This is a genomic window from Okeanomitos corallinicola TIOX110 (assembly GCF_038050375.1).
Taxonomy (GTDB): Bacteria; Cyanobacteriota; Cyanobacteriia; order Cyanobacteriales; family Nostocaceae; genus Okeanomitos; species Okeanomitos corallinicola.
Genome location: NZ_CP150886.1, coordinates 4,321,726 through 4,348,530, shown reverse-complemented (window position 1 = coordinate 4,348,530; position 26,805 = coordinate 4,321,726). Strand labels below are relative to the sequence as shown.

At 35.1% G+C, this 26,805-nt stretch carries 26 protein-coding genes and 1 pseudogene; 18 read left to right on the top strand and 9 right to left on the bottom strand.

Annotation, left to right across the window (positions count from 1 at the left end; translation table 11 throughout):
* Window positions 1-225: 225 nt before the first annotated feature.
* Window positions 226-1,701, top strand: a complete 1,476-nt coding sequence (locus WJM97_RS19045; RefSeq protein ID WP_353930344.1) for an alpha-amylase — start codon at window positions 226-228, stop codon at window positions 1,699-1,701.
* Between the two features lie 252 nt (window positions 1,702-1,953).
* Here WJM97_RS19045 and WJM97_RS19040 read toward each other — a convergent pair whose 3' ends face one another.
* Window positions 1,954-2,448 carry a DUF6174 domain-containing protein gene (locus WJM97_RS19040; protein ID WP_353930343.1) on the bottom strand — a complete coding sequence of 165 codons (495 nt, stop codon included), beginning with the start codon at window positions 2,446-2,448 and terminating at the stop codon, window positions 1,954-1,956.
* A gap of 376 nt (window positions 2,449-2,824) precedes the next feature.
* Window positions 2,825-3,889: an aromatic ring-hydroxylating dioxygenase subunit alpha gene (locus tag WJM97_RS19035; protein ID WP_353930342.1), complete on the bottom strand. Its 1,065-nt coding sequence runs from the start codon at window positions 3,887-3,889 to the stop codon at window positions 2,825-2,827.
* A gap of 118 nt (window positions 3,890-4,007) precedes the next feature.
* Here WJM97_RS19035 and tmk point away from each other — a divergent pair, with 118 nt between their 5' ends.
* From tmk to WJM97_RS19000, 7 genes are all read left to right on the top strand, one after another.
* The gene (gene tmk, locus WJM97_RS19030; protein ID WP_353930341.1) at window positions 4,008-4,646 is read left to right on the top strand and encodes a dTMP kinase; all 639 of its coding nucleotides are present in this window, start codon (window positions 4,008-4,010) and stop codon (window positions 4,644-4,646) included.
* Window positions 4,647-4,794: 148 nt separating this feature from the next.
* Window positions 4,795-5,739: a DNA polymerase III subunit delta' gene (locus WJM97_RS19025; protein ID WP_353930340.1), complete on the top strand. Its 945-nt coding sequence runs from the start codon at window positions 4,795-4,797 to the stop codon at window positions 5,737-5,739.
* 638 nt (window positions 5,740-6,377) lie between these two features.
* Entirely contained in the window at window positions 6,378-6,878 is a 501-nt protein-coding gene (locus WJM97_RS19020; RefSeq protein WP_353930339.1) for a DUF2231 domain-containing protein, read from the top strand.
* Window positions 6,875-7,480 carry a DUF2231 domain-containing protein gene (locus WJM97_RS19015; RefSeq protein ID WP_353930338.1) on the top strand — a complete coding sequence of 202 codons (606 nt, stop codon included), beginning with the start codon at window positions 6,875-6,877 and terminating at the stop codon, window positions 7,478-7,480. The genes WJM97_RS19020 and WJM97_RS19015 overlap by 4 nt, the downstream gene beginning before the upstream one ends.
* Window positions 7,481-7,563: 83 nt before the next feature.
* Window positions 7,564-8,514, top strand: coding sequence for a cytochrome c oxidase subunit II (locus tag WJM97_RS19010; protein ID WP_353930337.1), 951 nt, complete (start codon window positions 7,564-7,566; stop codon window positions 8,512-8,514).
* 178 nt (window positions 8,515-8,692) lie between these two features.
* Entirely contained in the window at window positions 8,693-10,363 is a 1,671-nt protein-coding gene (ctaD, locus tag WJM97_RS19005) for a cytochrome c oxidase subunit I (RefSeq protein ID WP_353930336.1), read from the top strand.
* Between the two features lie 127 nt (window positions 10,364-10,490).
* On the top strand, window positions 10,491-11,093 hold the full coding sequence (locus WJM97_RS19000) for a heme-copper oxidase subunit III (RefSeq protein ID WP_353930335.1): 603 nt from the start codon (window positions 10,491-10,493) through the stop codon (window positions 11,091-11,093).
* A gap of 178 nt (window positions 11,094-11,271) precedes the next feature.
* Here WJM97_RS19000 and WJM97_RS18995 read toward each other — a convergent pair whose 3' ends face one another.
* Both WJM97_RS18995 and WJM97_RS18990 read right to left on the bottom strand, forming a co-directional pair.
* Entirely contained in the window at window positions 11,272-11,718 is a 447-nt protein-coding gene (locus tag WJM97_RS18995) for a VOC family protein (protein WP_353930334.1), read from the bottom strand.
* A gap of 18 nt (window positions 11,719-11,736) precedes the next feature.
* Window positions 11,737-12,330 (bottom strand): Uma2 family endonuclease, encoded by a 594-nt coding sequence (locus tag WJM97_RS18990; protein ID WP_353930333.1) that lies wholly within the window; start codon window positions 12,328-12,330, stop codon window positions 11,737-11,739.
* Between the two features lie 76 nt (window positions 12,331-12,406).
* Between WJM97_RS18990 and WJM97_RS18985 the strand changes: the two genes are divergently transcribed.
* From WJM97_RS18985 to WJM97_RS18975, 3 genes and pseudogenes are all read left to right on the top strand, one after another.
* Window positions 12,407-12,625 carry a hypothetical protein gene (locus WJM97_RS18985; protein WP_353930332.1) on the top strand — a complete coding sequence of 73 codons (219 nt, stop codon included), beginning with the start codon at window positions 12,407-12,409 and terminating at the stop codon, window positions 12,623-12,625.
* Between the two features lie 116 nt (window positions 12,626-12,741).
* Window positions 12,742-14,565 carry a tetratricopeptide repeat protein gene (locus tag WJM97_RS18980; protein WP_353930331.1) on the top strand — a complete coding sequence of 608 codons (1,824 nt, stop codon included), beginning with the start codon at window positions 12,742-12,744 and terminating at the stop codon, window positions 14,563-14,565.
* 185 nt (window positions 14,566-14,750) lie between these two features.
* A pseudogene (locus WJM97_RS18975) lies at window positions 14,751-15,083 on the top strand (type II toxin-antitoxin system RelE/ParE family toxin); the annotation flags it as partial.
* A 375-nt stretch (window positions 15,084-15,458) separates the two neighbouring features.
* Here the strand turns inward: WJM97_RS18975 and WJM97_RS18970 are convergent.
* The 3 genes from WJM97_RS18970 to WJM97_RS18960 are packed head-to-tail and all read right to left on the bottom strand — an operon-like array spanning window position 15,459 to window position 17,066.
* The gene (locus tag WJM97_RS18970; protein ID WP_353933216.1) at window positions 15,459-16,478 is read right to left on the bottom strand and encodes an aldo/keto reductase; all 1,020 of its coding nucleotides are present in this window, start codon (window positions 16,476-16,478) and stop codon (window positions 15,459-15,461) included.
* 25 nt (window positions 16,479-16,503) lie between these two features.
* Window positions 16,504-16,839: a cytochrome c6 PetJ gene (gene petJ, locus WJM97_RS18965; RefSeq protein WP_353930330.1), complete on the bottom strand. Its 336-nt coding sequence runs from the start codon at window positions 16,837-16,839 to the stop codon at window positions 16,504-16,506.
* A gap of 2 nt (window positions 16,840-16,841) precedes the next feature.
* Window positions 16,842-17,066 carry a hypothetical protein gene (locus tag WJM97_RS18960; protein WP_353930329.1) on the bottom strand — a complete coding sequence of 75 codons (225 nt, stop codon included), beginning with the start codon at window positions 17,064-17,066 and terminating at the stop codon, window positions 16,842-16,844.
* A gap of 198 nt (window positions 17,067-17,264) precedes the next feature.
* Here WJM97_RS18960 and WJM97_RS18955 point away from each other — a divergent pair, with 198 nt between their 5' ends.
* Window positions 17,265-18,059, top strand: a complete 795-nt coding sequence (locus WJM97_RS18955) for a histidine kinase (RefSeq protein ID WP_353930328.1) — start codon at window positions 17,265-17,267, stop codon at window positions 18,057-18,059.
* Between the two features lie 37 nt (window positions 18,060-18,096).
* On the opposite strand, the gene WJM97_RS18950 is transcribed toward WJM97_RS18955, so the two are convergent.
* Window positions 18,097-19,719, bottom strand: a complete 1,623-nt coding sequence (locus WJM97_RS18950) for a glycosyltransferase family 39 protein (protein ID WP_353930327.1) — start codon at window positions 19,717-19,719, stop codon at window positions 18,097-18,099.
* A 182-nt stretch (window positions 19,720-19,901) separates the two neighbouring features.
* Here WJM97_RS18950 and WJM97_RS18945 point away from each other — a divergent pair, with 182 nt between their 5' ends.
* The 6 genes from WJM97_RS18945 to WJM97_RS18920 all read left to right on the top strand — a co-directional run bounded on the left by WJM97_RS18945 (window position 19,902) and on the right by WJM97_RS18920 (window position 26,023).
* Window positions 19,902-20,546, top strand: a complete 645-nt coding sequence (locus WJM97_RS18945) for a class I SAM-dependent methyltransferase (RefSeq protein ID WP_353930326.1) — start codon at window positions 19,902-19,904, stop codon at window positions 20,544-20,546.
* A 103-nt stretch (window positions 20,547-20,649) separates the two neighbouring features.
* Complete coding sequence (locus WJM97_RS18940; protein ID WP_353933215.1) at window positions 20,650-21,159, top strand: hypothetical protein; 510 nt, start codon at window positions 20,650-20,652, stop codon at window positions 21,157-21,159.
* Between the two features lie 47 nt (window positions 21,160-21,206).
* On the top strand, window positions 21,207-22,094 hold the full coding sequence (locus tag WJM97_RS18935) for a hypothetical protein (protein ID WP_353930325.1): 888 nt from the start codon (window positions 21,207-21,209) through the stop codon (window positions 22,092-22,094).
* 126 nt (window positions 22,095-22,220) lie between these two features.
* Window positions 22,221-23,456 (top strand): LL-diaminopimelate aminotransferase, encoded by a 1,236-nt coding sequence (locus WJM97_RS18930; RefSeq protein WP_353930324.1) that lies wholly within the window; start codon window positions 22,221-22,223, stop codon window positions 23,454-23,456.
* A gap of 132 nt (window positions 23,457-23,588) precedes the next feature.
* Entirely contained in the window at window positions 23,589-25,040 is a 1,452-nt protein-coding gene (locus tag WJM97_RS18925; protein WP_353930323.1) for an AAA family ATPase, read from the top strand.
* A gap of 26 nt (window positions 25,041-25,066) precedes the next feature.
* Window positions 25,067-26,023 carry a hypothetical protein gene (locus WJM97_RS18920; protein ID WP_353930322.1) on the top strand — a complete coding sequence of 319 codons (957 nt, stop codon included), beginning with the start codon at window positions 25,067-25,069 and terminating at the stop codon, window positions 26,021-26,023.
* A 90-nt stretch (window positions 26,024-26,113) separates the two neighbouring features.
* On the opposite strand, the gene WJM97_RS18915 is transcribed toward WJM97_RS18920, so the two are convergent.
* Window positions 26,114-26,737 carry a class I SAM-dependent methyltransferase gene (locus WJM97_RS18915; protein WP_353930321.1) on the bottom strand — a complete coding sequence of 208 codons (624 nt, stop codon included), beginning with the start codon at window positions 26,735-26,737 and terminating at the stop codon, window positions 26,114-26,116.
* Window positions 26,738-26,805 lie beyond the last annotated feature (68 nt).

Genomic DNA, 26,805 nt, shown 5'->3' with positions numbered 1-26,805 from the left:
TGGTAATTGATGATTGGTGAAAAATAAGATAAATTCAAGTGACATCAATACCAATTTTATGTGAATAATTTTGGTATTATAACTTAAATAAAAAAGAATGACAACTTTCCGTAAAAATACCATTGGTTTTTGGATAAACTAAAAAGCTCAGTCCATCCCCAGGATAAAATCAAAGAGCTTATTTGATGTCAAACTTATTTTTTAACCTCTGAGGAAATTAGTAAAATGACCCAAGTCAACGGCGTAATGATGCAATATTTCCACTGGTATATTGATCCAAATTTAATCCTGTGGAATGATCTAAAAAACAAAGCCCAAGAAATAGCAAAAGCAGGTTTTACAGCATTGTGGTTACCACCAGCATACAAAGGAATGTCCGGTGGTTATGATGTGGGATATGGCGTATATGATATGTACGACTTGGGAGAATTTGATCAAAAAGGTTCGATTCGTACCAAATATGGCGATCGCCAACAGTATCTAGATGCAATTAAAGAAGTACAAAAAAACGGTTTACAAGTCTACGCCGATGCAGTCCTCAACCACAGAATGGGAGGAGATGAAAAAGAAATTGCCAAAGCCACGCCATACTCCCAAAATGATCGTTTAAACCCCGTTGGTTGGCAACAGGATATTAATGCCTATACCCATTTTAAATTTCCTGGTCGTCAAGGTAAACATTCAGATTTTCAATGGCATTGGTGGCACTTTGACGCTGTAGATTATGATGATTATTCCCAAGCAAGAAATACGATCTATTTATTTGATGGTAAACGTTTTGATGATTATGTAGCCTTAGAAAAAGGCAACTTTGCTTATTTAATGGGATGTGATTTAGACTTTCAAAATGCTGAAGTTAGAGAAGAAGTAACCCGTTGGGGTGAATGGTATCTTGAAAATACGGAAGTTAATGGTTTTCGGATAGATGCTGTAAAACATATTTCTACTTGGTTCTTTCCTCAATGGTTAGATCAAATGGAAAGATATGTTGAAAAAGATTTATTTATGGTAGGAGAATATTGGTATAACGACATTAACACCTTACATTGGTATCTTGATGCTGTACAAGGCAAAATGTCTTTATTTGATGTTCCCTTACATTACAACTTCCACTATGCCAGTAAAGCAGGTGGTAATTATGATATGCGACGTATTTTAGATGGAACATTAATGCAGCAACGACCAACTCATGCTGTTACCTTTGTAGAAAATCACGATTCCCAACCATTACAAGCCTTAGAAGCACCGGTTGAACCTTGGTTTAAACCCCTAGCTTATGCCTTAATTTTGCTGCGTGCAGAAGGTTATCCCTGTGTATTTTATGCCGATTATTATGGTGCAGAATATGAAGATTGGGGAAGAGATGGCAACCGATATAATATTTATCTTCCTTCCCATCGTTGGTTAATTGACAAGTTCCTCTATGCCCGTCAAAATTTTGCCTATGGTTCTCAATATGATTATTTTGATCATTGGAATATCATCGGTTGGACGAGGTTAGGAAATGCAGAACATCCCCAAGCAATGGCTGTATTAATGAGTGATGGGCCCGGTGGTAGTAAATGGATGGAAGTTGGTAAACCTAACGCCAAATTTTACGATTTAACAGAACATATTCAAGAACCAGTTTACAGCAATGAATGGGGCTGGGCTGAGTTCCGTTGTCAAGGTGGTTCGGTTTCTGTTTGGATTCAGGAGTAAGCATAAAAACAGCGTAACGCACCAAACCTTTGATCATGGTGTGTTACGTGTTATTCTGTAGCTGGTGGTCAATTAAGTATTTAATCTAGATATCATATAAAATAAATTACCTGTAATTATTTTAAAATCGTGTTTTACTTCCTGCTCTGCTTTTTAATAAAATCCCCAACTTCTAGGATAAAGTATCAAATAAATTGGGGACATGGATATTATAAATAAACCTTAATTAAGATTTATTTTTATTTTTAGAAACTAATCCAGCACTTCAAACTTATCTACATTCAGATATAATTCCTCATCTGCTTGCTGTTGACTATAGTCAATACTAATTTGCGTTGGATAACCCGCCTTGGGTTCATAATTGACATTCAGGCTGTCTGCTTTACGCGCAATACCATCACGAATTAGACTAAAAAGTTTAGGTACTCTATCATATTGATTGAATAACTCTCTATCCACAGGTTGACCGGTTTCTACAGAGGTGACAGAAACTGTTTTCCCATTGCGGACTTCAATCAATACTGGTTGTCTAGCTGATGGTATACAAAAGCAACTTCTAGTTAGTTGATAACGATAGTTTGCTATGTTTGCTTTCTTCCATAAAACAGTATTCTTTTTCAAAATTTTGAGATTTGATTGATTAGATTTTACTTGTGAAGCTGGAGTAGGAGGTTTTGCAATTAGTTGTGATTGCATCCCTAAAGCAATTATTAGTCCTGTTCCAACGGTCAAAAATAAACGACGCATAAACATTATTTAAACATTATTGAAGTCACTGCATTTTGGTAGACGATATTAATAGACATTTGGTTTCCTGATCAGAGTTAGGAAATAGGATTTCTAGAATTGCATTTATGAAAATATTGCTTTACTCTGAAATAAGTGCGTTCTGGAGTTATTAAATAATGGACATAGATACTGGTACTTTGGATTTGATAACGGGAATTTTAGGAGTTTCAATTCTTGTTGGTGGGATGGTGATGATGTTTACTACTGTTTTTACTACGAAAAGATAGATTATTTCACCCAGAAAACTGGGTGTTTTTTGATTTTTATAAATTACCTACGAGTTCTTGAATAACGAACCACAGAGACACAGAGTACACAGAGTTAAGATTGTTTTTTATGCACGCCATTTTAAAAGTATACTTTTGACAGGGTTGATAAATTCTCTTTTTTCTGATGTGGCTTTGGCAAATTCCCGTTTTAATTGATAATACCATTGTGCTTGCATATCTGAATCTTTGATTAGTCGTAAAATAGGATTGTATTTAAGTCCTATTTGTTGTTTTTCTACTACTGCTCGATCTTGTCCTAAAAATTGTCTGGCGAGAATATGAATTAATGGTTTAAATATTTTAATCCAATTCGGCATTCCATAGAGAACAAAGTTGACTTCTGTTTCGGTTTCCGAAATTGGTGTGACTGCGGTTAAGTTAGTAACTCGATGTTTACCAAATTCAATTTCTTCTATTCTTACTCCTGGTAAACGAAAGGATATTTCTACTTCGGGAATACCACCACCGACTAACCAATATAGACGACTCATATTTTCATCATTACTTGATATTTTATGTTTCCTCACTGTAAACCCTAAATATGAAGGATCAAATTGTTTGACTTCTTCGTGTAATTCTCCGGTTCTCCACCACCAAACCCTGTGTACATAGGGAGAATGAGCAGGATCCATTAATCCTGTAACTGCATGATCTATGAAACAAGAAAAGGGTATTATTTCCACTAAATCCGGTTGCTTTTCGGTAAAACTTTTAACTATAGGAACTTGTTTTTTTATCTCTTCTAAATCATAATTATTACCATCACTCATGTAAATCCAAATGTTTCCTTGAATTTCATAAATTGGATAGGATTTGACATCGTAACGACTTAAATCTGTGTTTTGTTCTGGTAATAATGAGGGGATTTCTACACAGTTCCCTTGGGGGTTGAAACGCCATCCATGATAACAACATTCTACTTCTTGACCATTAAATCTACCACAACTTAAAGGTACTGCTCGATGGGGACAAATATCATGAACTGCGGAAACTTCACCCTGTTTGTTTCTCATCAGTAATACGGGTTCATCAAGGATAGTTTTTGCTACCATTTTACTGGGTTTGAGTAGGTGACTAGGTAGAGCATAGTACCAAAGATTACGCAGTAATAAATTATCTTTATCTATCATATCTATTTAATTTATGGTTGATGGAGATATCCGAAAAATATCATAAACAAATTAGTGTCATTATGAACTAACTCGGTATTTTAGGGTAGGAATTTTCACAGGGGGAAGCATTGAAGATATGAACGGTAAATTAATTGTTTTTGAGGGTGTGGAAGGTTGCGGTAAAACTACCCAAATGCAACTATGTAGTCAATGGTTAGAAAGTTTGGGTGTATCGGTGGTGTTGACGCGTGAACCGGGGGGAACTGAGTTAGGAAAGGATTTAAGAAGGTTGTTATTAGAAAAGTCTGAGGATAAGCCTGTTGGTGAGGTTACAGAGTTGTTGCTATATGCTGCTGATCGAGCGCAACACATTGAACAGGAATTAAAGCCGAATTTAGCATTGGGTAAATATATTTTATGCGATCGCTACACTGATTCTACTATTGCTTATCAAGGTTATGGTAGGGGTTTAAATATGAGTTTAATTAATCAATTAAATGATATTGCTACTGGTGGTTTGCAAAGTGATTTAACTATTTGGTTAGATGTTGATGTGGAGGTGGGACTTGCGCGAAAACGTGGTCAAAGTAAGTTAGATAGAATTGAACAGGAAAAGATTGATTTTCATCGTCGTGTACAACAAGGATATACGGAATTAGCTGCTAATTTTCCATCTCGAATTTTTCGGGTTGATGGGAGTTTGAGTCAGGAATTGGTACATGAAAATATTAGAGAAATTTTAATTCGTAATTCTGTGATTTTTAAAGATAATTAAAAATGAGTAGTAAGGATTTTTTTGTATCGAACCGCAGAGACGCAGAGGACGCAGAGGAATATGATTTGATGATATTTTTGTAACTTTTTATTATTCTGATTCCTGTACGGGTGAACGGCCGTTCACCCCTCCTGACTCCTTATAAATTATGTTTCAAGAATTAGTAGGACAACAACAAGCAATAGATTTATTAACTCAGTCTGTTAAACAAAACCGTATCGCACCAGCTTATTTGTTTGTCGGTGCTGATGGTGTGGGTAGGAGTTTAGCAGCTAAATGTTTTATTGAGTTGGTTTTTTCTATTTCTGTAAAACCTGAACAATTATCTATTTTAAAAAATCGTATTCGTCAAGGAAACCACCCCGCTTTATTGTGGGTTGAACCAACTTATCAATATCAAGGACAAAGGTTAACCGCAGCGGAAGCAGCAGAGAAAGGTGTTAAAAGGAAAGCACCGCCGGTAATTCGGTTGGAACAAGTTCGAGAAATTACTCAATTTTTATCCCGTCCACCGTTAGAAGCTCCTAGAAATATGGTAGTTTTAGAACAGGCTGAAACTATGGCGGAATCTGCTGCAAATGCTTTATTGAAAACTTTAGAAGAACCAGGTAAAGCAACTTTAATTTTAATTGCTCCTTCCCCAGATGCGATTTTACCTACTTTGGTTTCTCGCTGTCAAAAAATACCTTTTTATCGTCTAGATACTGCTGCTGTAACTCAGGTTTTAACTAACACAGGTAATGCAGAAATTTTACAACATCCAGAAGTTTTAAGTTTAGCTGCTGGAAGTCCAGGAAGTGCAATTTCAGCTTATCAACAATTACAAAATATTAATAGTGAATTATTGCAAGATGTGAGAAAAAAACCTACATCTTTTCGTCATGCTTTGGAATTAGCTAAGAAAATTAATAAGGAATTAGATACAGAAGCACAATTATGGTTAATTGATTATTTACAACAATATTACTGGCAACAAATACAAAATCCTAGTATAATTAAACAATTAGAAAAAACTCGCAAGAATTTATTATCTTATGCTCAACCTCGTCTAGTTTGGGAATGTACATTTTTGGCAATATTACAAATTAGGTAATGGGTAATGGGTAATAATATTTTTGATAACTTATTGATAATTACTATATTTTATCGGCATCTAATTTACAATAATTCTTAATTACATCCAATTACTAACATATAAATTTGGGCATATAGCATAAATTATCTAGGTTTTCTGTTATTTAAAAAACAAAGTAATAATTCGTAAATGTACACTACTAGACATCAAAATCTTTTCATTTTATTTCATAATATCTACAGAAAGCCGGGGTAGTCAGATTCTTATATTTCCCCGCTTGCTATCTACTATTCTAAAAGTTCTACTTTTAGTTTTTTTGACAATTAATAAAAATTTACTTAGCCTCAAATCATCGGTCTAGTAAATAAAAGCCTCAACAGCACCCCAGCGGCAATTTAATTTACCTACATCACAAATTGCTGTGTACTGCTGTTTTCATGAGTATATGAATTGCACTCAAATCATTTCCTATAAATCGCTGACAAATCATCTATTAATCTGATGCCATATTAACAGAATAATATCACAAAAATGTTCTACAAAATATGGTTAGACGTGATTGATATTTGTAATGTCAAGGAAGATATTGAGTAATTATGCAAGTTTGTCTGAGGAGTAGTAAATAAATCTAGGAGAACTAAATCTAGGAGAACTAAATGCTAGAATCTTTAACCAAGTTGAATGATCATAATTTACCATATCCAGATCCATTGCATCCCATCATCGTCCACTTTGTAATTGCGATGATATTGTTTGCATTTGTCTGTGATTTAATTGGCTTTTTAACTGGTAAAACTCGCTTCTTTGAAGTAGGTTTTTGGAATTTATTTGTAGCTACTGTTTCCATTTTTATTGCCATTATTTTTGGTCAATTTGAAGCAGGTTTAGCCAAACCTTACAACATCGTTAAATCTGTCTTAAATTACCATACCTTAATTGGTTGGTCATTGTCAGGAATTCTCGCTGCCATAACAGCTTGGCGGTATGTACTCCGCAGTCGTGACCCCCAAAGATTACCAATTCATTATTTAGCAATTGGGTTAATTGTCACCATAATTGTTGGTTTTCAAGTTTATCTTGGTGATGAATTAGTGTGGGTTTATGGAATACACACAGTACCAGTTGTGGAAGCCGTAAAGGATGGACTTTTACCATGAATTCAGAATTAATTGATCAAGTCAGTTCCCACATGGGAGCAAATGGACTACCTTATACAATTCCCATTCATCCTAACTTAGTTCACCTCACATTAGGATTATTCATTATTGGGATTATTTTCGATTTAGTTGCTGTACTTTTTCCCATAGAAGAATGGTTGTTTAAATCTTTGGGTTTAACAGTAGAACGCGCCCAATTATTTGAAGTTGGTTGGTACAACATGGTAGCTGCGGCAGTAGTTACATTCTTCACAGTTGCGGCTGGTTTTTATGAAATGTTGTTAGCAACTCCCCCAGCAAACTTAAAAAGTTCTTGGGGTTTGCAAGCAATGGAAACCATGATGTGGCATGGTGTAGGCGGTGTTTTCCTCTTAGCTTTAATGATAGGAATGACATTTTGGCGAGGATGGCAGCGTTATATTTCTTGTAAAGAATCAGATATGCAAGTGCGCTGGAGTTATATCTTTGCCGGAGTTTTTATCATGGCATTGTTATATTTACACGGCACATTAGGAGCGCAATTAGCAGCAGAATTTGGTGTACATAACACAGCAGATAATTTGCTGAGAATGGGACAAGATATCAATGAGGTATTGAAGTAGGTGATTGGTAATAGGTAATGGGTAAGAGCTTTTCACCCATAACTAATAACCAATAACTAATAACCAATGACTAATGAATAACTATGAACATTCGGTTGATTTTTAATCTTTTCTTGTTGATGATAGGGGGATTTGTCATCACCATTACAAGTATTTTCATTGGTAAACAGGCTTATTTCTGGCTTCCCCCCCAAGCTGCGGCTGAATCACATTTGATTGATGATTTGTTTAGCTTTTTAGTAACAATTGGGGCATTTATTTTCTTAGGTGTCACCGCTGTTATTTTGTATTCTGTTCTCTTCCACCGTGCCAACAATTATGACTTTAGTGATGGACCACACATTGAAGGTAACATCACCTTAGAAGTTATTTGGACTGCTATTCCTATCATGTTGGTATTGTGGATAGCTAGTTACAGTTATGAAGTGTATGAACAAATGGGAATTCAAGGGCCATCCCATTTACTACATTTACATAACCCCATTCATATTCAAGCTGCTTTTGCAGAAGCAACAGAAACACCAGCAGCAACAGAAATAGAAATAGAAACAGAAAACGAACCCATAGAACTAGAAAAAATTAACGTTATTGCCAAACAATGGGCGTGGGTATTCCAATATCCCGAAACAGGAATTAGCAGTACAGAATTGCACTTACCAAGCGATCGCCGAGTGCATTTAGCCCTACAATCAGAAGATGTACTCCACGGATTTTACATCCCTGCATTTCGCCTCAAACAAGACATCGTACCTGGTAAAACCATAGACTTTGAATTTACCCCCATTCGTCCCGGTAAATATAGCCTCACCGACTCCCAATACAGCGGCACATACTTTGCAACCATGCAAGCCGACGTAGTAGTAGAAACCCCAGAAGAATATCACACCTGGTTAGAAACCGCAGCAACTCAAACCCCTAGTCCCGCCAAGAATCAAGCCGCTACCGAATACGCCCAAAACCATAACGAAAAAATCCAAACTGGTTGGGAAACCGTCAAACCCGCAGCACCACCAATAGTCAACTTTTCCGGTTAACAGGTGACTGGGAATAGACAATAAACTTTCCTTTCTTCCTTTGCGCCTTTGCTTCTTTGCCTCTTTGCGCGAAACTTCCATTTTCTCTGAATCAGGATGTCCAGGATTTCAGGATTTACAGGATTTTTTAAATCTAAAACCTAAAATCTAAAATCCAAAATCTAAAATCTAAAATCCCATGACAAACATTTCTCTAAACATTGGCAGTGAATCACATCACGAACCGCCAACCAACTGGAAAACATATTTTACCTTCAGTACAGACCACAAAGTAATCGGTATTCAATACCTCGTTACTTCCTTTATGTTCTTCCTCGTTGGTGGCATTTTCGCCATGATACTACGGGGAGAACTCATCACCCCCGAATCTGACTTAGTAGACCGCACATTTTATAACGGAATGTTCACCATGCACGGAACAGTCATGTTGTTCCTGTGGACATTTCCCTCCCTCGTTGGTTTAGCCAACTACCTCGTACCCATCATGATAGGGGCGCGAGACATGGCATTTCCTCGCCTCAACGCCGCCGCCTTTTGGATGGTGCCAGTGGTGGGAATTCTCCTCATGTCCAGCTTTTTCGTCCCCGGTGGCCCCGCACAAGCAGGTTGGTGGGCTTACCCTCCCGTCAGTACCCAAAACCCCACAGGTAACTTAATTAACGGGCAAGTTCTCTGGTTATTAGCAGTAGCTATTTCCGGTGTTTCCTCCATCATGGGTGCAGTTAACTTTGTTACCACCATCGTCAAAATGCGAGCGCCCGGCATGGGCTTTTTCAGAATGCCCCTATTTGTCTGGGCAGTATTCAGCGCTCAAATTATCCAATTATTTGGACTTCCTGCCTTAACCGCTGGTGCGGTCATGTTGCTGTTGGACATCACAGTGGGAACAGCATTTTTTGACCCCACCCAAGGCGGAAACCCCGTCATGTTCCAGCATTATTTCTGGTTTTATTCCCACCCGGCAGTTTACGTAATTATCCTGCCCATCTTCGGAATTTTCTCGGAAATCTTCCCAGTTTATGCCCGTAAACCATTTTTTGGTTATAAAGTAGTTGCAGTTTCTTCCATGTTAATTGCTATGGTGAGTGCCATTGTTTGGGTACACCATATGTATGTGAGTGGAACACCTGGTTGGATGCGCTTACTATTCATGGTAACAACCATGTTTGTATCAGTTCCCACAGGCATTAAAGTCTTCGCTTGGGTAGCCACAATTTGGGGTGGAAAAATCCGATTAACTACACCAATGTTATTTGCATTAGGTGCTTTAATCATGTTTGTTTTTGCTGGAATTACAGGAATAATGCTTTCCTCTGTCCCAGTAGATGTTCATGTTAATAACACCTATTTTGTCGTCGGACATTTCCATTATGTTCTCTACGGAACAGTAACAATGGGAATGTATGCAGCTATCTATCATTGGTTTCCCAAAATGACAGGGAGAATGTTTAACGAAGGTTGGGGAAAAGTACACTTTTGGTTAGCATTCATCGGTACAAACTTAAACTTTTTACCCATGCACCCATTAGGTTTGCAAGGGATGTTACGCCGAGTCGCTTCCTATGCACCAGAATATACCTTCTGGAATGTACTAGCAAGCTTAGGTTCATTCTTATTAGGAATGTCCACCTTACCCTTCATTTTCAACATCTTAATTTCCTGGATGCAAGGTGAAAAAGCCCCTGCAAATCCTTGGCGGGCAATTGGTTTAGAATGGTTAATTTCTTCACCACCTCCTGTAGAAAACTTTGAAGAAATTCCCATCATTATTAACGGACCCTACGGTTACGGACAATCTGAACCATTAACAGCCAACCTCGAAAACCAAGCCATAAAAACAGCCGAATAAAAACAATACAGTTCAGTTAAGAAAATACATTTTTTTCTTACCTCAGCGTCCTCTGCGCCTCTGCGGTTCGTTTAAAAAACCATCCTTAACTGAACAGTATTGCCCAATCAAAAGGAGAAAAACACCAATGGATAGTTCCATTAAACCAGAAGAATTACATCATGTTTCCCATGAACATGAACACGACGAAGAAGGCAATAAAATGTTTGGTTTTATTGTCTTTCTCTTATCAGAAAGCGTCATCTTTTTAAGTTTCTTCGCTGGTTATATCGTCTACAAAACCACCAGTGAAAATTGGCTACCTGCTGGTGTGGAAGGATTAGAAGTATTAGCACCATCAATAAATACAGTAATTCTGGTTGCTAGTAGTTTTGTAATTTACTTTGCCGAAAAGAACCTAGAACAGAAAAATCTAGTAGGATTTCGCATATTTTTGTTAGCTACAATGTTAATGGGTAGCTACTTTTTATATGGTCAAGCTGTGGAATGGAGTCAATTAGAATTTGGCTTTACTTCCGGTACTTATGGCGGGATGTTTTACCTGTTAACTGGTTTTCACGGTTTGCACGTTTTTACCGGAATTTTATTACAGTTAATCATTTTCATTCGTTCTTTTCTGCCCGGTAATTACGATAATGGTCACTTTGGTGTTAATTCAACTTCGTTGTTTTGGCACTTTGTTGATGTTATCTGGATTATTTTGTTTATCCTTATCTACGTTTGGCAGTAGGTTTTTTAGTCTGCAAAAATCAATCAATTTTGTAGGGTGCGTTAGCGACAGTTTAACGCATCTTTATCAATGATTTACTAAGATTTTGTTTCACGCAAAGGCGCAAAGGAGCAAAGGAAGAAAAGATAATAATTGATTTATTTAAAGTTTGATATTTGACTTGATTAAACTTCCTATGTTAATTAGGATCACATCTAATTTCTACCATAAACCCATCGGGATCATAAAAGTAAATTCCTCTACCTGTGGGACGGGTAACGGGGCCATGTGCAATGACTAAGTTATTATTTTTAATTACATTTACAGCTTGTTCAAATAATTGTGGATCAATATCAAATGCTAAATGATATGCTCTTGTAAATGATTTACTGGGGTCTGAGTCTGGTGGTAATAATTCCGGTTCTCCAAATAAGTCTAATATTGTTCCATCTGGGGTAATGAAATTAGCGACTTTTCCCTTAGCAACGAGTTCTTTTAATGTTTCTGGTATTTCTTCTCCTTGGAGTTCGTGTAAGCCTAAAATATGACCATAAAAATGGCGAGAAGTTTGCATATCGGCGACGTTTAAAGCGATATGATGAATTTTGCGGAGGTAGCCGGTGGGGATTGTTTTTTGGGAAGTCATGAGGTTTGAATTTATAATCTATGGATTTAAAATTATTTGTAAGTCTAGTATAAAACCTGGTAAGATTTCTTCTCCAGAAAGTTTTGGTGGGTTGTGAAAATCAAAGTTGATAATTTCTACATTTTTTCCGGGACGGTAAATTTCTACTAAGGGTGTTTGGGGGTCAATTAACCATCCTAAAAGTGCGCCATTATTTTGATATTCTTGCATTTTAATTTTTAATTTTTCTAAGTTGTCGGTTTCAGAACGCAATTCAATTACAAAGTCAGGACAAAGGGGAGGAAAACGTTTTTTATCTTTTGGACTTAAAGCCTCCCAACGTGATAATTTCACCCAAGCTGCATCAGGACAGCGATAAGCACCATTGGGTAATTTAAATTCGGTGGAGGAGTCAAATACTTTACCTAGTTTCGTTTGCCGATTCCATACACCCAGTTCTATGTTAATATCTGAGTTTCTAATCCCACTTTCTCCTCCTGTGGGGGACATAATTATTAATTCTCCTGTTTGAGAAAGTTCTAATTGCCAAGGTTCGTTAGCGATGCAAAGTTGATAAAACTGTTCATCTGTTAAACCTACTGCGGGAGGTATGTTTAAGGTGAGGGTTTCCATAGGGTTTATTCAAATAGGTTAGTTTTATTATCAGCTAATTTTAGCTAAAGTCTAAATCTTCGTATTTCACGCTAATATGACTCTATATAATAAATGGGAAGCACTGGCAAATGTTCATCATTCTCAAGAAATAACTTATGATCAACTGTACCGGGGTTTATTATTTAATCGTTGTATTTTACAATATCATTATCTAGAATCAAATGGAGAAAGTAGAGTTTGGTATGATATTCATCATCTGATTAAAGGAATAACAACATTTCAGGATAACTATAATCAATTATATCCTGGATAAAAATAGCCTTAGAAAATTGATTGTAGGTTGGGTAGAACGCAGTGAAACCCAACAGAATGACAGAAATTTTGGGTTTCGTATCTCAACCCAACCTACATTATTATCTAAATAAAATTATGCCTCTTAAATTAAGTAATTGGGATCAAGATTTACCAAGAGAACAAGATGAAGAATATCAAGTATTTCTTCGTACACTCCAGTTTACAGAAGGCTTTGGTATATTATTTGTGCGCTGTTCTCCCGCTGGAGGTGAACAATTAATTAGTAAAGTAAAAACAGATATTCATGATCAAAATATAGAAGTTCTCAATTTAGATAAAAACGTTACTAACTTATATAAAAAAGTTGAAAACTTAGAATATAAAAACCAGATAAATATTTTATTTATTACAGGTTTAGAGTCCACTTTATATGAATATGAAGAATCTAAAAAATTAGCAGGTTGGAGTAGTCGAGAAACCCATCACTACAGTGGGGAAGATGTACCACCGATTTTAATTAATATCAACCAACAGCGAGAACAGTTTCGGGATAGTTTTAATATTTGTTTTGTTTTCTTATTACCGCAGTTTGCTATTAAATATTTTATTCACCTCGCCCCCGATTTCTTTGATTGGCGGTCTGGTTTATTTGATTTGCCTTTAGATTCCACAACTCTAGAACCAGAAGCAACACGGATTATTCAGGAAGGAACTTATGAACAATATGTAAGTTTAACGAATGAAGAAATAAATCAGGAAATTTTAGAACTTGTAGATATTATTGAACATGAAATAGATGATGAACAAAAAGCTGAATTATTTTTTAGATTAGGTTATTTACAAAGAGTTATAAAAAATCATGAAGAAGCGATATCTTCCTACGATAAAGCTCTGGAATTTAAACCTGATTACCACTACGCTTGGTACAATCGGGGTATTTCCCTACATGATTTAGGCAGGGATGAAGAAGCAATATCTTCTTACGATAAAGCTCTGGAATTAACAACTGTCAACATAGATACTTTGTCCAAAGAATATGAACAGGTTTTAGAAACATATCCTTTAACTCAACGAGAATTAGAAATTTTAGAGTTAATCGTGAATGGTAATAGTAATAGACAAATTGCGGAGAAACTATATATTACAGTGGGAACTGTCCTAACTCATGTTCGTAATATTTTAGATAAACTCTGTGCTGATGATAAGAAACAAGCTGCGATTCTTGCTTTGAGAATGAAAGATAATAAAACAAAAGCTGTGATTCTTCATTTAAAATTTCAACTTAATCAACATGAAATTTGGAATAAGCGGGGGATTTCCCTAGATAATTTAGGCAAGTATGAAGAAGCGATATCTTCTTACGATAAAGCTGTGGAAATTAAATCTGATTTTCACCAAGTTTGGAACAACCGTGGCATTTCCCTCAATAATTTAGGCAAGTATGAAGAAGCAATATCTTCTTACGACAAAGCTGTGGAAATTAAACCTGATTTACACCTAGCTTGGTACAACCGTGGCATTTCCCTACACAAATTAGGCAGGTATGAAGAAGCTATATTTTCCTACGACAAAGCTGTGGAAATTAAACCTAATTTACACCTAGTTTGGTACAATTTAGGCAGGGATAAAGAAGCCATATCTTCCTTCGGCAAAGCTGTGGAAATTAAACCTGATTTACACCTAGCTTGGAACAACCGTGGCATTTCCCTCAATAATTTAGGCAAGTATGAAGAAGCAATATCTTCTTACGACAAAGCTGTGGAAATTAAACCTGATTATCACCTAGCTTGGTACAATAAATCCCGTATTTATGCCCTACAAAGTAATCTTAAACAAGCAATTAAAAATCTACAAACAGCAATTAATATACATCCTGAAGAAGTTAAAGAATGGGCAAAAACTAACTCTGATTTTGATGCTATTCGGGAAGATGAAAGTTTTCAAGCATTAATTAATTGAATAAATTAGGTATCAGAAGCATATACTTTATTTTCTTAATTATGAGGCAATAAATATGCAACAAATTAATATAATTGAACATTTAAAATATTTTAGTTAATTAGTATAGTTATTTATTTGGCGAAATCTACACAGCAAAACACAATTTCCAGTAGACTACTTGATGTAGCATTAATAAACCAATAGTGGAAGTACAACCAAGAGAAATACAAAACTACATCACACCAAAAGGTAAAATTTCTTTTGAAGAATGGCTTAATTCTTTGCGAGACAGAACCGCAAGAGCTAAAATAAGGAATAGATTAAAAAGAGTTGAATTAGGTAATTTAGGAAACTACCGCGCAGTTGGTCAAGGAGTCTGTGAACTAAAAATAGACTATAGACCTGGATACCGGATTTATTTTGGACAAATTGGGTTAGAAATAATACTTTTGTTCTGTGGTGGAAATAAAAGTACGCAAGAACAAGATATATTGACAGCTAAAGAATATTGGAGAGATTATGACAGAAGTAAAAGCAGAAGTTACCATGATTATTTGATTTCGTCTCTCATAGACATAGAAGAAGCTACAGCTTATCTAGAAACATTTTTAGAATTAAATGAAGAAGGACGTGAACCAGAAATACTGCTTTCAGCATTAAAAGATATTATTGAAGCAAGAATATTAAGTAATAATCTCTCAGAAAGAGCAAAACAAAGTTATGACCAACTTGATAAATTATTATCAGAAAATGCTGGTAATGAAATTTACACCTTAATTGAATTTTTAGATGCTTTGGGTTATCGAATTGCTTTATTACCCAAAAAGTAAAACCCTATATCCCCGACTTCTAATATCAATTCATAATTTATTTACTAAATAACAAAGAAGTTGAGGATATTGATTATTCAATTACTTTCTATACTCATCTCCACAATCACCAATTACCTCATATAAATTCCGCGACTGCTGACAAACCCCATCAATTTTATCCACATCTTCAGCATCCAAACTAAACCCAAACACCCGCGCATTATCTTGTAAATGTTCTGCAATTCCTAACCTTGCACCCACAATTACACCTCCTACCGCTGGCTGATTTAAAATGTAATTTACAGCCACATTTGCCATACTGACTTGATGTTTATCAGCAATTGTTTTTAAAGTGTTTAGTAACTCTTGAAATAATCTCCAACCACCCCAAGCATTAATCATATTTTTGTATTTCTTCAAACTGGTAGTATTCAAATCAAAACCCCGTGGTTCATCTTGACCTAAATATTTCTCTGACAACAAACCACCGCACAAACTACCATAACTAAACAATTTAATATCATGTTCCTGACAGAAATTCACCATATTTACCTGTGGTCTTCTATCTACCAAAGAAAACTGCACCTGGTTAGAAACAATCTTAATTCCCGCTTCCGTGATAATTTGCAAATGTTCCGTATCAAAATTAGTCAAAGCTAAATGTTTGATTTTCCCTTCCGTTTGCAATTCTGCCATATATTTGAGAGCATCTAAATAATTAGAGTCTTTATATTCCCACCAATGAAACTGCATCAAATCCAAAGATTTAACATCCATTCTTCTCAAAGAAATGTTGATGTTTTCCTCCACAATTTGTTTTGTCATCTTCCCAGGACGGGGAACCCATTTTGTCAAAGCTTGAATATTATTAACAGCTTCCTCACCACGAGTTGCAATTAACTGACGACGAAATTCACCAATAAAATCCTCCGCAGGGCCATAATGGTCTGCTAAATCCCAAGTAGTAAAACCCGCATCCACATAATTAAACATAGACTCAATTGCAGGTTTTTGATTTATCCGTCCATGTCCTCCAGAAACCTGCCACATACCATTTAAAATTCGGCAAATTTTTAAATCAGGAGTAAATTGTAAATAACTTGATTCAGGTAACATGATATTTTTGATATTATTATTACTTTGATTATTTCCAGTTGTTTTCCGCTTGTTCCAAAACATAAGCTGCGACATTTTCAATTTCTTCATTTGTCAACCTTTCTTGATAAGCCGACATATTATTTTTACCATTAGTGACAATATTTATAATCGCATCCAAAGAATCCATTTTATATCTTTTCAAAGCATTCTTTCTTAAATTCTTACCTCTTCTAATAATGTTACCACCATTAATATGACATCCAGCACAATTAGCACTAAAAACTTCTGCCCCATTTTGCGTATCTAAAGCATGAACAGGAGAAGTAAAATTAATTATCCACAAACAAAAAGTGAATAATATCAAAGTCATGAGTTTTTTCATAATTACAAAGCTTCAAAATCAGCTGTAAACCCAGAGAAATTAGCGCATCTTTCTTGAAATTCCTCCGCATCACTAACATCTTCAATTTTATAAGCCATGATGCGAGTTCCATCCGGCAATTTTTTAGAAGATATCACCTCAGTTTGATAATTTTCTGCCATTGCTTTAAATTCAGCACCGTGAATTTTCCAAGCATCTCCAGAACAAGTAATATTAACACACCACATAGATAATTTCCAATTACTAACATTACTAACAGTAGGAGTTGAGAATTTCTGAACCCCTAACTATTCATCATCTCACAAATTGGTAATTTTACACAAATCTAACCTTTGATTCTGTACTTTATATCTAAAGTTAGTGGATGGATAAAAAAACTACTTCATAATAGAGATGTAGCATTATGATTATTCTCAAGGTTAACAATGACTAACAATATTAAAGAAAAAATCACTGTAGATTTACAAGAAGCTAGAGATGCAGGAAGATTAAGAACTGAAACTATTAGGGAAATTGTTAAAACCGCAGTTTCCGAAGTTGCTGATGAATTTCAAGCAGGTTCTAGTGATTTAAATAACTTAGTTAAAGATGCTGTTTCCGCTGTAGTTGAAAATTGCCAAGATAAAGGTGGTGAAATTAAAGAAGAAGTAACAGTTGCTATTGAAGGTGCATTAGAAGCAGTGAATAGTAAAAGACATGAAATGATTGTTAAAACTCAATCAGAACTCAAACAAATTCAAGTAAAACTAGAGCATGAAGAGGAAGAACTACAACAAGAAGTTGATGGGATTTTAGCAGACATCAAACAAACAAGTCAAGAAAAATCTGACTTCATTAAAGATGCGATATCCTCAGCAATTAATACTATCCAAAATAGTGAAGAAGTCACTTTATTAAAAAAAAGATATGCTCAATTGCAAGCACAAGTAGCTGTCATTCGCGCTAATTTAGCTGCACGTTATGGTGGACGTTCGGGAGAAATTCAAGATTATTTAGATGAGGCTAAAACCTGGTATAATCAAGCTTTACCGCAACCTGAAACCGTAGTTACACAAGTAAAAGAAAAACATTCACAAATCGAAAATAAACTCAGTGCAGCAGGTGTAGCAATAGCTAAAAAAGAAGATGAACTAAGACAAAGTTTGAGAGAGCTATTATTAGCAACTGCTGATTTATTTAAAAATCAGGAATCAGCAAGTAAAGAAACCGAAGTTAAATAAATTTTTTGGCTCTGTTTTATGGGTTAAATCCCAACTACTAGCTTTTATTTATGGGTGGTAAAATCTGAATTAATTGATAGTCTTTAATACTACCAATCACATGATATTTTTGATTTAATTCACCAGCATTAGGCGTATAAATCCAAGCATAACTCAATGCTGGTAATTCAGAAATTTCATTGACATTTTGACCAGAAATAGGAGTATAAAAATAAATTAATTCAGCGTATTTACTAGCCCATCTGACAAAATTAATAGGATGATTTTGGATAATGCTTGCAATTGATTCTTGTCTAAAAAATGTCATAAATCCAGGATTAAAATCACTCAATAATCCCAAATTTCCAGCCGTAGCTATAGATATCCACGCAGAAATTAACCAAGCACCTATCCAGTAGGAAGCAGTCAAATATTGTTGATGAAAATGATCACGACTAATCCAAACTACAGGGATAATTAAACAGCTTAAACCAGCAGTCATACCTAAAATAACATACTTTTGAATATTTTGAATATCTAAGAATAAAGCGATTAACCCAGCCAGGAAAAATATTAAGCCTAAAATACCAAAGCCATAACTAATATTTCTGGGTAAATGTGCTGGAAAATTGACTGATTTTCTAGATTGATAAATTTTCCCTAACCAGTCTAAACCCACAGATGCAAACATAGCAATAAAAGGATAAATTCCTAGAGCATAGTGAGAAAACCGAGTTGAAAATAAACTAATTTCTACAAATAGAGTTATAGGAAAACCAACCAAAAGTAATTGATAGCGAGAAATAGGTTTACGAATAATAAGAAATAGTCCTAAAATACTGAAAAAAGACCAAGGGAAAGATTTTAAGGGAATATTCCAAAAATAGAACAGGATATTATTTCCATGTTGTTCACGACTACCAAGATTGACAACAAATTGTAACAACTGTTCTACACTATTACCACCATAACTTAGCCAACTAAACCACAACCAGACAAAAGTAGGAATCAACCCAACTAAAAAACCTACATATAACATTGGGTTTGTGAGATGATGATGACGACGATGTTCTCCGATTAAATAAGGTAATAAAGCCACCATTGGCAAAAAAATCATAAAGCTTCTCATCAAGAAACCGAAACCAAACATTGCACCAATAAAAAAACCATAAGCAAGGCGATATTGAGATTTTTTTTCAGATTTTAATAAACATAAAATCGCCGTAAATACTAATAAAAATGTAGGTATATCGGGAGCAACTAAACGACTATATTGTAACCAGAGAAATTCTACGCTTAAAATAGCAACTGAAAGGTAAGCTAATCTTTTACCTAATAAAATTTTGCCTAATTCATAGACAACCAATGTCATCAAAATTCCTGCTATCATCCCCGGTATTCTAGCAGTGATCTCACTAACGCCAAAAAACCGATAAAAAATAGCAATTAGCCAATAAAAACCGGGGGTTTTATGATGGGCATTTTCCCAAGGTGCTACCCAATTTCCAGAATCAAACATCAACCTCGCTCTAGCTGCATAAAGAGATTCATCATGGGCCATTAAGCTATTTTCTCCAGAATTAAATAGCAATAAAGGAATTAGCCAAACTAACAAACTAACTTGAGGAAATTTAATAATCTGCCGTTGAATATTGAGAAATAAAGGTGATTTATAAAGCATTGTTTTACTAAAAAAATCCTAATTTATCTGTGTATTTTTTGTTGGGAGTGGTTTATTTTTTCATCTTCATACATAAAATTTATTGACATCTAAAGCCTCAGTTTACTTTTATAGGCAAAATAACTTAGATTAGTATACAAAATGAGTACCAGTTAGTGAATAATTGTTTCCATTAGATACCTATGCTATTACGTGCAGATCACAGAATCAAGTTAGATGACACAGATGATAAATTATTTTATGACTATCCCCGCTTTGTCACTCATGTTGATGAAGGTTTTATTCAACAGTTAACAGATTTATATCTTCAGCGACTAAAACCCAATACCCGCATTTTTGATATGATGAGTAGTTGGGTGTCTCATCTACCAGAGATGGAATTTGATCATGTAGAGGGACATGGGTTAAATGCAGAAGAATTAGCACGAAACCCGCGATTAAACCATTATTTTGTCCAAAATATCAATACAAAACCGCAACTACCCTTAGCGGATCAAAGTTTTGATGCAGTTATCAACTGTGTTTCCGTTCAATACATCCAATATCCAGAAGCTGTATTTTCGGAAATTCACCGCATTCTTAAACCAGGTGGTGTAGCTATAATCAGCTTTTCCAACCGGATGTTTTATCAAAAAGCTATTCAAATTTGGCGGGATGCCTCAGAATCGTCTAGAGTCGAGTTAGTCAAGGGTTACTTTGCTTCCATGAATGGTTTTACAACTCCTGAAGTTGTTGTTAATCGTCCAACAGCACCAAATTTTTTACAGTGGTTGGGTTTACCAGGGGGAGATCCTTTTTATGCGGTGATAGCTCATCGTCTTGAATGATACATTTACTAAAAAGTTAGTAACTCTTAATACCAATCATGATCAAAAGGTAAATTTTCCAGTTGAAAGACTCAAGTCTCAAGTATTGAAGGAGAAAAAAGAAGTGATTTTATTTCGTGGACGTAGAGTTTTAGCGAGTTTATTACTGTGTATTTTATTACTGACCACTGCTTGTGCGACAAAACCACCTAGTCGTTTTGATCAAGTACAACAGGAAAGCACAAAGCAAAAAACAGGTCAGGCCGTTGCTAAAAATGCTACACAGGGTAGTAAATTAAACAAGTTCTTTCCAGAGGGAGATGATGGTTATGATCGAGTTTACACCCAAGAGAAAAAAGGCTTCTCAGAAGCTAATTTAAAAAAAGACGGTAAAGTTGTGGCTCAGTTGGCTATTTCCGATACAACTAGCACCCCAACAGTAGCTTCTAAGTATTCTAACAGCACCAAGGAAATTGATGGTTATCCAGCGGTAGAACTAGGTAAAACCCAAACTTCTATTTTGGTGGGTAAATATCAAGTGAAGGTGATTTCTAAAGATCCTTTATTTAACGCCAGCGATCGCGAAGATTGGATTGAAAAGTTTGATCTTGATGGTTTAGAAAAGTTGAAGTAATTGGCACTTTAAACTGCAAGTAACAAAATATTGATGGAGAGAATTTTATGAGTAAACCCATTTTTGAGTTAGTTGATGAACTACCAACCAGCGGTTTAACAGTGTCTATGTTAAACGCCTTAGATTTTATCGTTCCCGGTGAATGGCAAAATACAGTTGGTTTTGTCAATACTATTAAAACTGTCACTGGTGAAGATGATGAAGATTTAATTCAGCAAATTGGGGAACGGGCAATTTACCTTTTTAATGATAAATCCCAAGGTTATCAAACCGCCTTATGGTTATATCAAACTGTTGATAGTGCAGATTATGCTTTAGGTGCAGCAGCTTTAGCTAATAAAGTTGGTGACACTATCCCCCTGTTAGGTTTCTTAAATAATCTCACTCCCAAACCCGATAAAGCTCAAACCATTGATTTAAGCTTAAAAGTAGTAGCTGAATTAGTGGCTTTTTGTCAAATTAATGGTATTCCTGGTGATAGTATTGGGGATTTTGTCAGTGCTTTGGGTGAATACAGCGGAGAATCAATCATTCGCATGGCAGCATTAATTTCTGTTGATGGTTTAATTCCCCTCGGCCCCGATTTTATCGAAAAATCTCTATCCATGATCAGTAATATGAATCCTGGAGAATTAGAGGGAAATTCCACTTTTAGAACCATGCAAGATGCAATTCCTGGTGATAATACAGGTGGAAAACTTGACTTTATTGGCAATAGCTTGGATGGTGTTAAAGGTTGGATGAATGGCATGATTGCTGCTAATGCTTTAACTGCTGAAAAAGTCCTGAATCATTTGAGCGGGTTTCTGGAATTTACCGATGACAAATTAGACTATGTAGCCGCATTTATAGATGTTTCCACCAATTACTATGAACACACTGGCACTCAAACTTTAGCGAAACGACTCATAGAACGAGCTATCGCCGAAATATAATCCATTTATATTGACACTCCCCCTGGCTTCTGGCTGTGGGGAGTCTCCACCCCTACATCATTAAAAGTCAAATTGAGATTGTCTAATTACAGTAAGCTATTTGAGTGCGTTTCTTCAAAATCTCAGATGGCTACTGTTAACGACAACTATCTCAAACTCAAAGCTGGTTATTTATTCCCCGAAATTGCCAGAAGGGTAAACGCTTTTGTAGAAGCTAACCCCGATGCGAAAATCATTAAATTGGGTATTGGTGATGTTACCGAACCCTTGCCAGAAGCTTGCCGGACTGCGATGATTAAGGCAGTAGAAGATATGGGCGATCGCTCATCTTTTAAAGGATATGGCCCAGAACAAGGTTATGCTTGGTTAAGGGAAAAAATCGCCACTCAAGATTTCCAAGCCAGAGGCGCAAAAATAGAAGCCGATGAAATCTTTATTTCCGATGGTTCTAAGTGCGATACAGGCAACATTTTAGAGATTTTTGGTAAAAATAACAAAATTGCGGTTACTGACCCTGTATACCCGGTTTACGTTGATACTAACGTTATGGCGGGTAACACCGGAGATGCTAACGAAAAAGGCGAATATGGTGGTTTAGTTTATCTCCCTGTCACTGCTGAAAACAACTTTACCGCAGAAATACCTAAAGAAAAAGTAGATTTAATTTATCTCTGCTTCCCCAACAACCCCACCGGTGCAACCGCAACCGAAGAACATTTACAAGAGTGGGTAAACTACGCAAAAGCTAACGGTTCAATTATTTTCTTTGATGCTGCTTACGAAGCATTTATTACAGATCCCAGCTTACCTCGTTCTATCTATGAAATTGAAGGTGCTAGAGACTGTGCGATCGAGTTTCGTTCCTTCTCCAAAAATGCGGGTTTCACCGGTACACGTTGCGCGTTAACCGTCGTTCCCAAAAACCTGACCGCAAAAGCCGCAGATGGTACTGATGTAGAATTGTGGAAATTATGGAATCGTCGTCAGTCTACCAAATTTAACGGTGTTTCCTACATTGTCCAAAAAGGTGCGGAAGCGGTTTATTCCGAAGAAGGAAAAGCACAAACCAAAGCTTTAGTCAGTTTCTACTTAGAAAACGCCAAAATTATCCGTGAACAACTCAGCAATGCCGGTTTACAGGTTTATGGTGGAGTTAATGCACCTTACGTATGGGTGAAAACACCTCATGGTTTAAGCAGTTGGGAATTTTTCGATAAGTTGCTGCAAACTGTGAATGTTGTGGGAACACCTGGTTCTGGTTTTGGTGCTGCGGGTGAGGGTTATTTCCGTATTTCTGCATTTAACAGTCGGGAAAATGTGGAAGAAGCAATGAAACGGATCACTGAGAAATTTAAGGTTTAGTAGGTTGTAAAAACCTTTAAAATCTGATGGTGGGCAATGCCCACCTTTCATAAGGTATGCTAGAAATTAGCAACAATTCGCTATTAATAAAGTAATTCTAAGATGTAATCTTTATCAAGGAAGTAAACTCAAATGAAGTTACTAAGAATTAGAGTACCAGATTTCCGAATTTTAAAAGATGTTGATATTCAGTTTGATAAAAATTTCTCACCTAATATTTTTCCTTTAGGAAGTCAAAATGGCGGCGGCAAAAGTACACTTTTACAATTGATTTTTATTTTATTACATTGCTGTACAAATCCAGAAAGAAAGGTTTTTATCAAAAACTTACTTCAAGGTTTTGTTGTTAATGATGATAGTAGTGAAAGAGAATTAGCAACTATAAATATCTGGGATGATGAGAAGGAAGTTGAACTCAGATTTTTAGTTTGTAAAAATAATTATATTGAAAAACAGCAAGATAACGGCTATAAAGATAATGATGATTTGGGATTATCTAATTTTCAGGAAATAGAAAATATTATAAATAAAATATACAAAACAGAACAAGATATAGAACAAATCGAAAAAGCAATTAACAAACTAGAAATTGACCAAAAAATTGCCAGTGATTCCATTAAGGATAAGCGACTAATGGAAGTTATGAGTGATTTAATTAGTGCTGATATTATTAAGCCAAGAAAATTCTCAACTATTGAAGAATTGAAACAAAGATTGGAAAATATACTAGAAATATATAAAATTAACCTTGATGAATTTTATAAAAATATAGCGAAATTAAAAGTTGTAATTCAAAAACTATCTGGTCTTTTATCTGATAAAAATTTGTTATATATCTGTAATTATTCTTCAGGTTTAAGTAAAGATGAAGATGAAGTTTTACTTTGTCAAATAAATAATAACTTAGATATAAAACAAGCAAAGCAATGGTTAAGGAAACTTGAGCAAAAAATATTTTTAGCTGCTCCTATTAGTCAAGTATTTTTATTTACTTCTCAAACATCAAGAAGATTATTATTTGAACAAAATAGTCATAGAGATTACGATTTAGATTTACAAAATTCTAAATCTAAATTACCAGGACTTTTCACTTATGATTTTTTTCCAGTAGATTTATTAATTAAAGCATTTACAACCGCTAGAGATGAAGATTTTAGAGATGCTATTGATACGGAAGGTCATTATGGTAATAGATACAAAAACTTATTAAATGAGCTAAATTTAATTTTAGTTAATAAGAAAGTCACTATTGCCAAAGACTTTTCTAAGGTAAAATTTAAACTAGATAAAGGTGATAGTAGTATAGAAATTTATCCCGAAGATTTAAGTCATGGTGAATTGAAAAGATTAAGTATTTATATGTGGATAAAATATAATAAAATCGAAGATGCTATTGTTTTAATGGATGAAATTGAAATTGCATTACATCCAGATTGGCAGTATCAAATAATAGCAGATTTAGAACAATGGTCTCCTAATAATCAATATATTCTAGCAACTCATTCTTATGAATTATGTCAAGCTCTTACACCTGCTCATGTTAGAGAACTTGAACCAAAACTAATTAAATCAAATAATCAATAATATATCAGATTTGCTCAGGTTGATCTATGAATAGTTATCAAGAAATACTTGTAAAACACTGTAATAAAATCCTCACAGACAGGAGAATTTTTAATAAAATCGTTGTGCTTTGTGAAGGTCAAGGTAGTATTTTAGATAATAAAACAGTGGTAAATTATGGGAAGATGGAAAGAATGCCAGATGCCAATTTTTACAGAAAATGCGTTCCTAGAAGTTGGAGTCAGGGTATACCAGTATTTTTTAACTGTAAAGGTCGGACAGGAGTTATAGATACTTATTTTAAACTTTTAGAATTAAATGAAGAAGATAGTAAAAATTCATATTTAACTCCTGATAAGTTATTTGCTATTGTTGATTTAGATTTACAGTCACAGAATATTGAGAATTATCTGTTTTCTAACACAGAAGAAATATTTTCTAATCTTTATCAGCAAGGTCAAGTAAATGAAGAAAATGTCAATAATCATCGTATTTGGGTAACAGGGTTAATTCATAAAGAAGCATATTTTATCATCCCAGAACTACAAGATACATTTCATAATCATATCAATATTCCTATGTATAATGGTCAACCAATTGTTTTAGAAGATATATATATTACTATGGCAGACGCTATGATTAATAGTGAAGAATTAAAAAATCTATTACCAGCATTATCTAATCGCATTAGTTATTGTACTGGTTTAGATTGTTCTGATTTAGAAAAATTACATGATTCTTGGAAAGCAGAGTTTGAAAATGCTCAAGATGAGAACCGGAAGAATGAATTAATTAGAGCTTTATTAATGATTAAAAAAGTTAAAAATAAAACGACTCAAGAGGATTACTGGCAACAAATTAAACCACCTATTGATTGGACAAACTCAGAAGAATCTTTTAGAGATGAATTGTTATTGCAAATAGCTCAATTTTATTCAGAACAGAGCAATTACGCCAAATATCATATTCCTTATTTCATCCAATTTCTTAGGCAATTTATATGAAAAAATTCACCAGATTGATGTAAAAAAAATCAAACTAAATTGAAGGCCTATATTGGGGTTGTAAATATTTCCCCCCATCACCCCACCTTCTCACTTACTTCCCCTCAATACCTGCAAACTACCACCAGCATATAAACTGGGTGTATCCACCACAAAACCATACTCCCTTAACAAACCAGGTAAATCAGTTTTCAACAACTCCCAAGCAGTTTCCGTTTCAAACAACCAGAAAAACACCGCAATACCAGGCCAAAAAATCGGATTTGTGGGAGGATGAAAATCTACCAACGTAAATACACCACCAGGTTTCAACACCCGATAAACCTCTGCAATGATTTTTCGTAATTGTTGCGGCTGCATTTCATGTAAAGCCGCGCTAGTATGGACTATATCAAAGGAATTATCTGCAAACGGCATATCCTCCGCAAAAGCTTCCACATAATTAGCACTAGGTACATTTTTTTTCGCCCTTTTGAGAGATAAAGGCGAAGCATCCAATCCTGTAACATAGTGTGATAATTTCACCAAAAATTCCGTAGTTTGACCACTACCACAACATAAATCCAGAATTTTACTCTCTGAATTTAGTGTTAAACCTTGTAGAGCAAGTTGGCGAAAACGTCCTTCACCACCGACGCTTACAGCAGCTAAACGAGAAATACCATCATATAACCACTGGTAGCGGTAACTCAAATCTCTAAAAATTGTTGCCATTGTATCTTTACCTGGACATTAAGCTTTATATTTAATTAAGGATATATTGTTAACATTAGTAAAAAAAT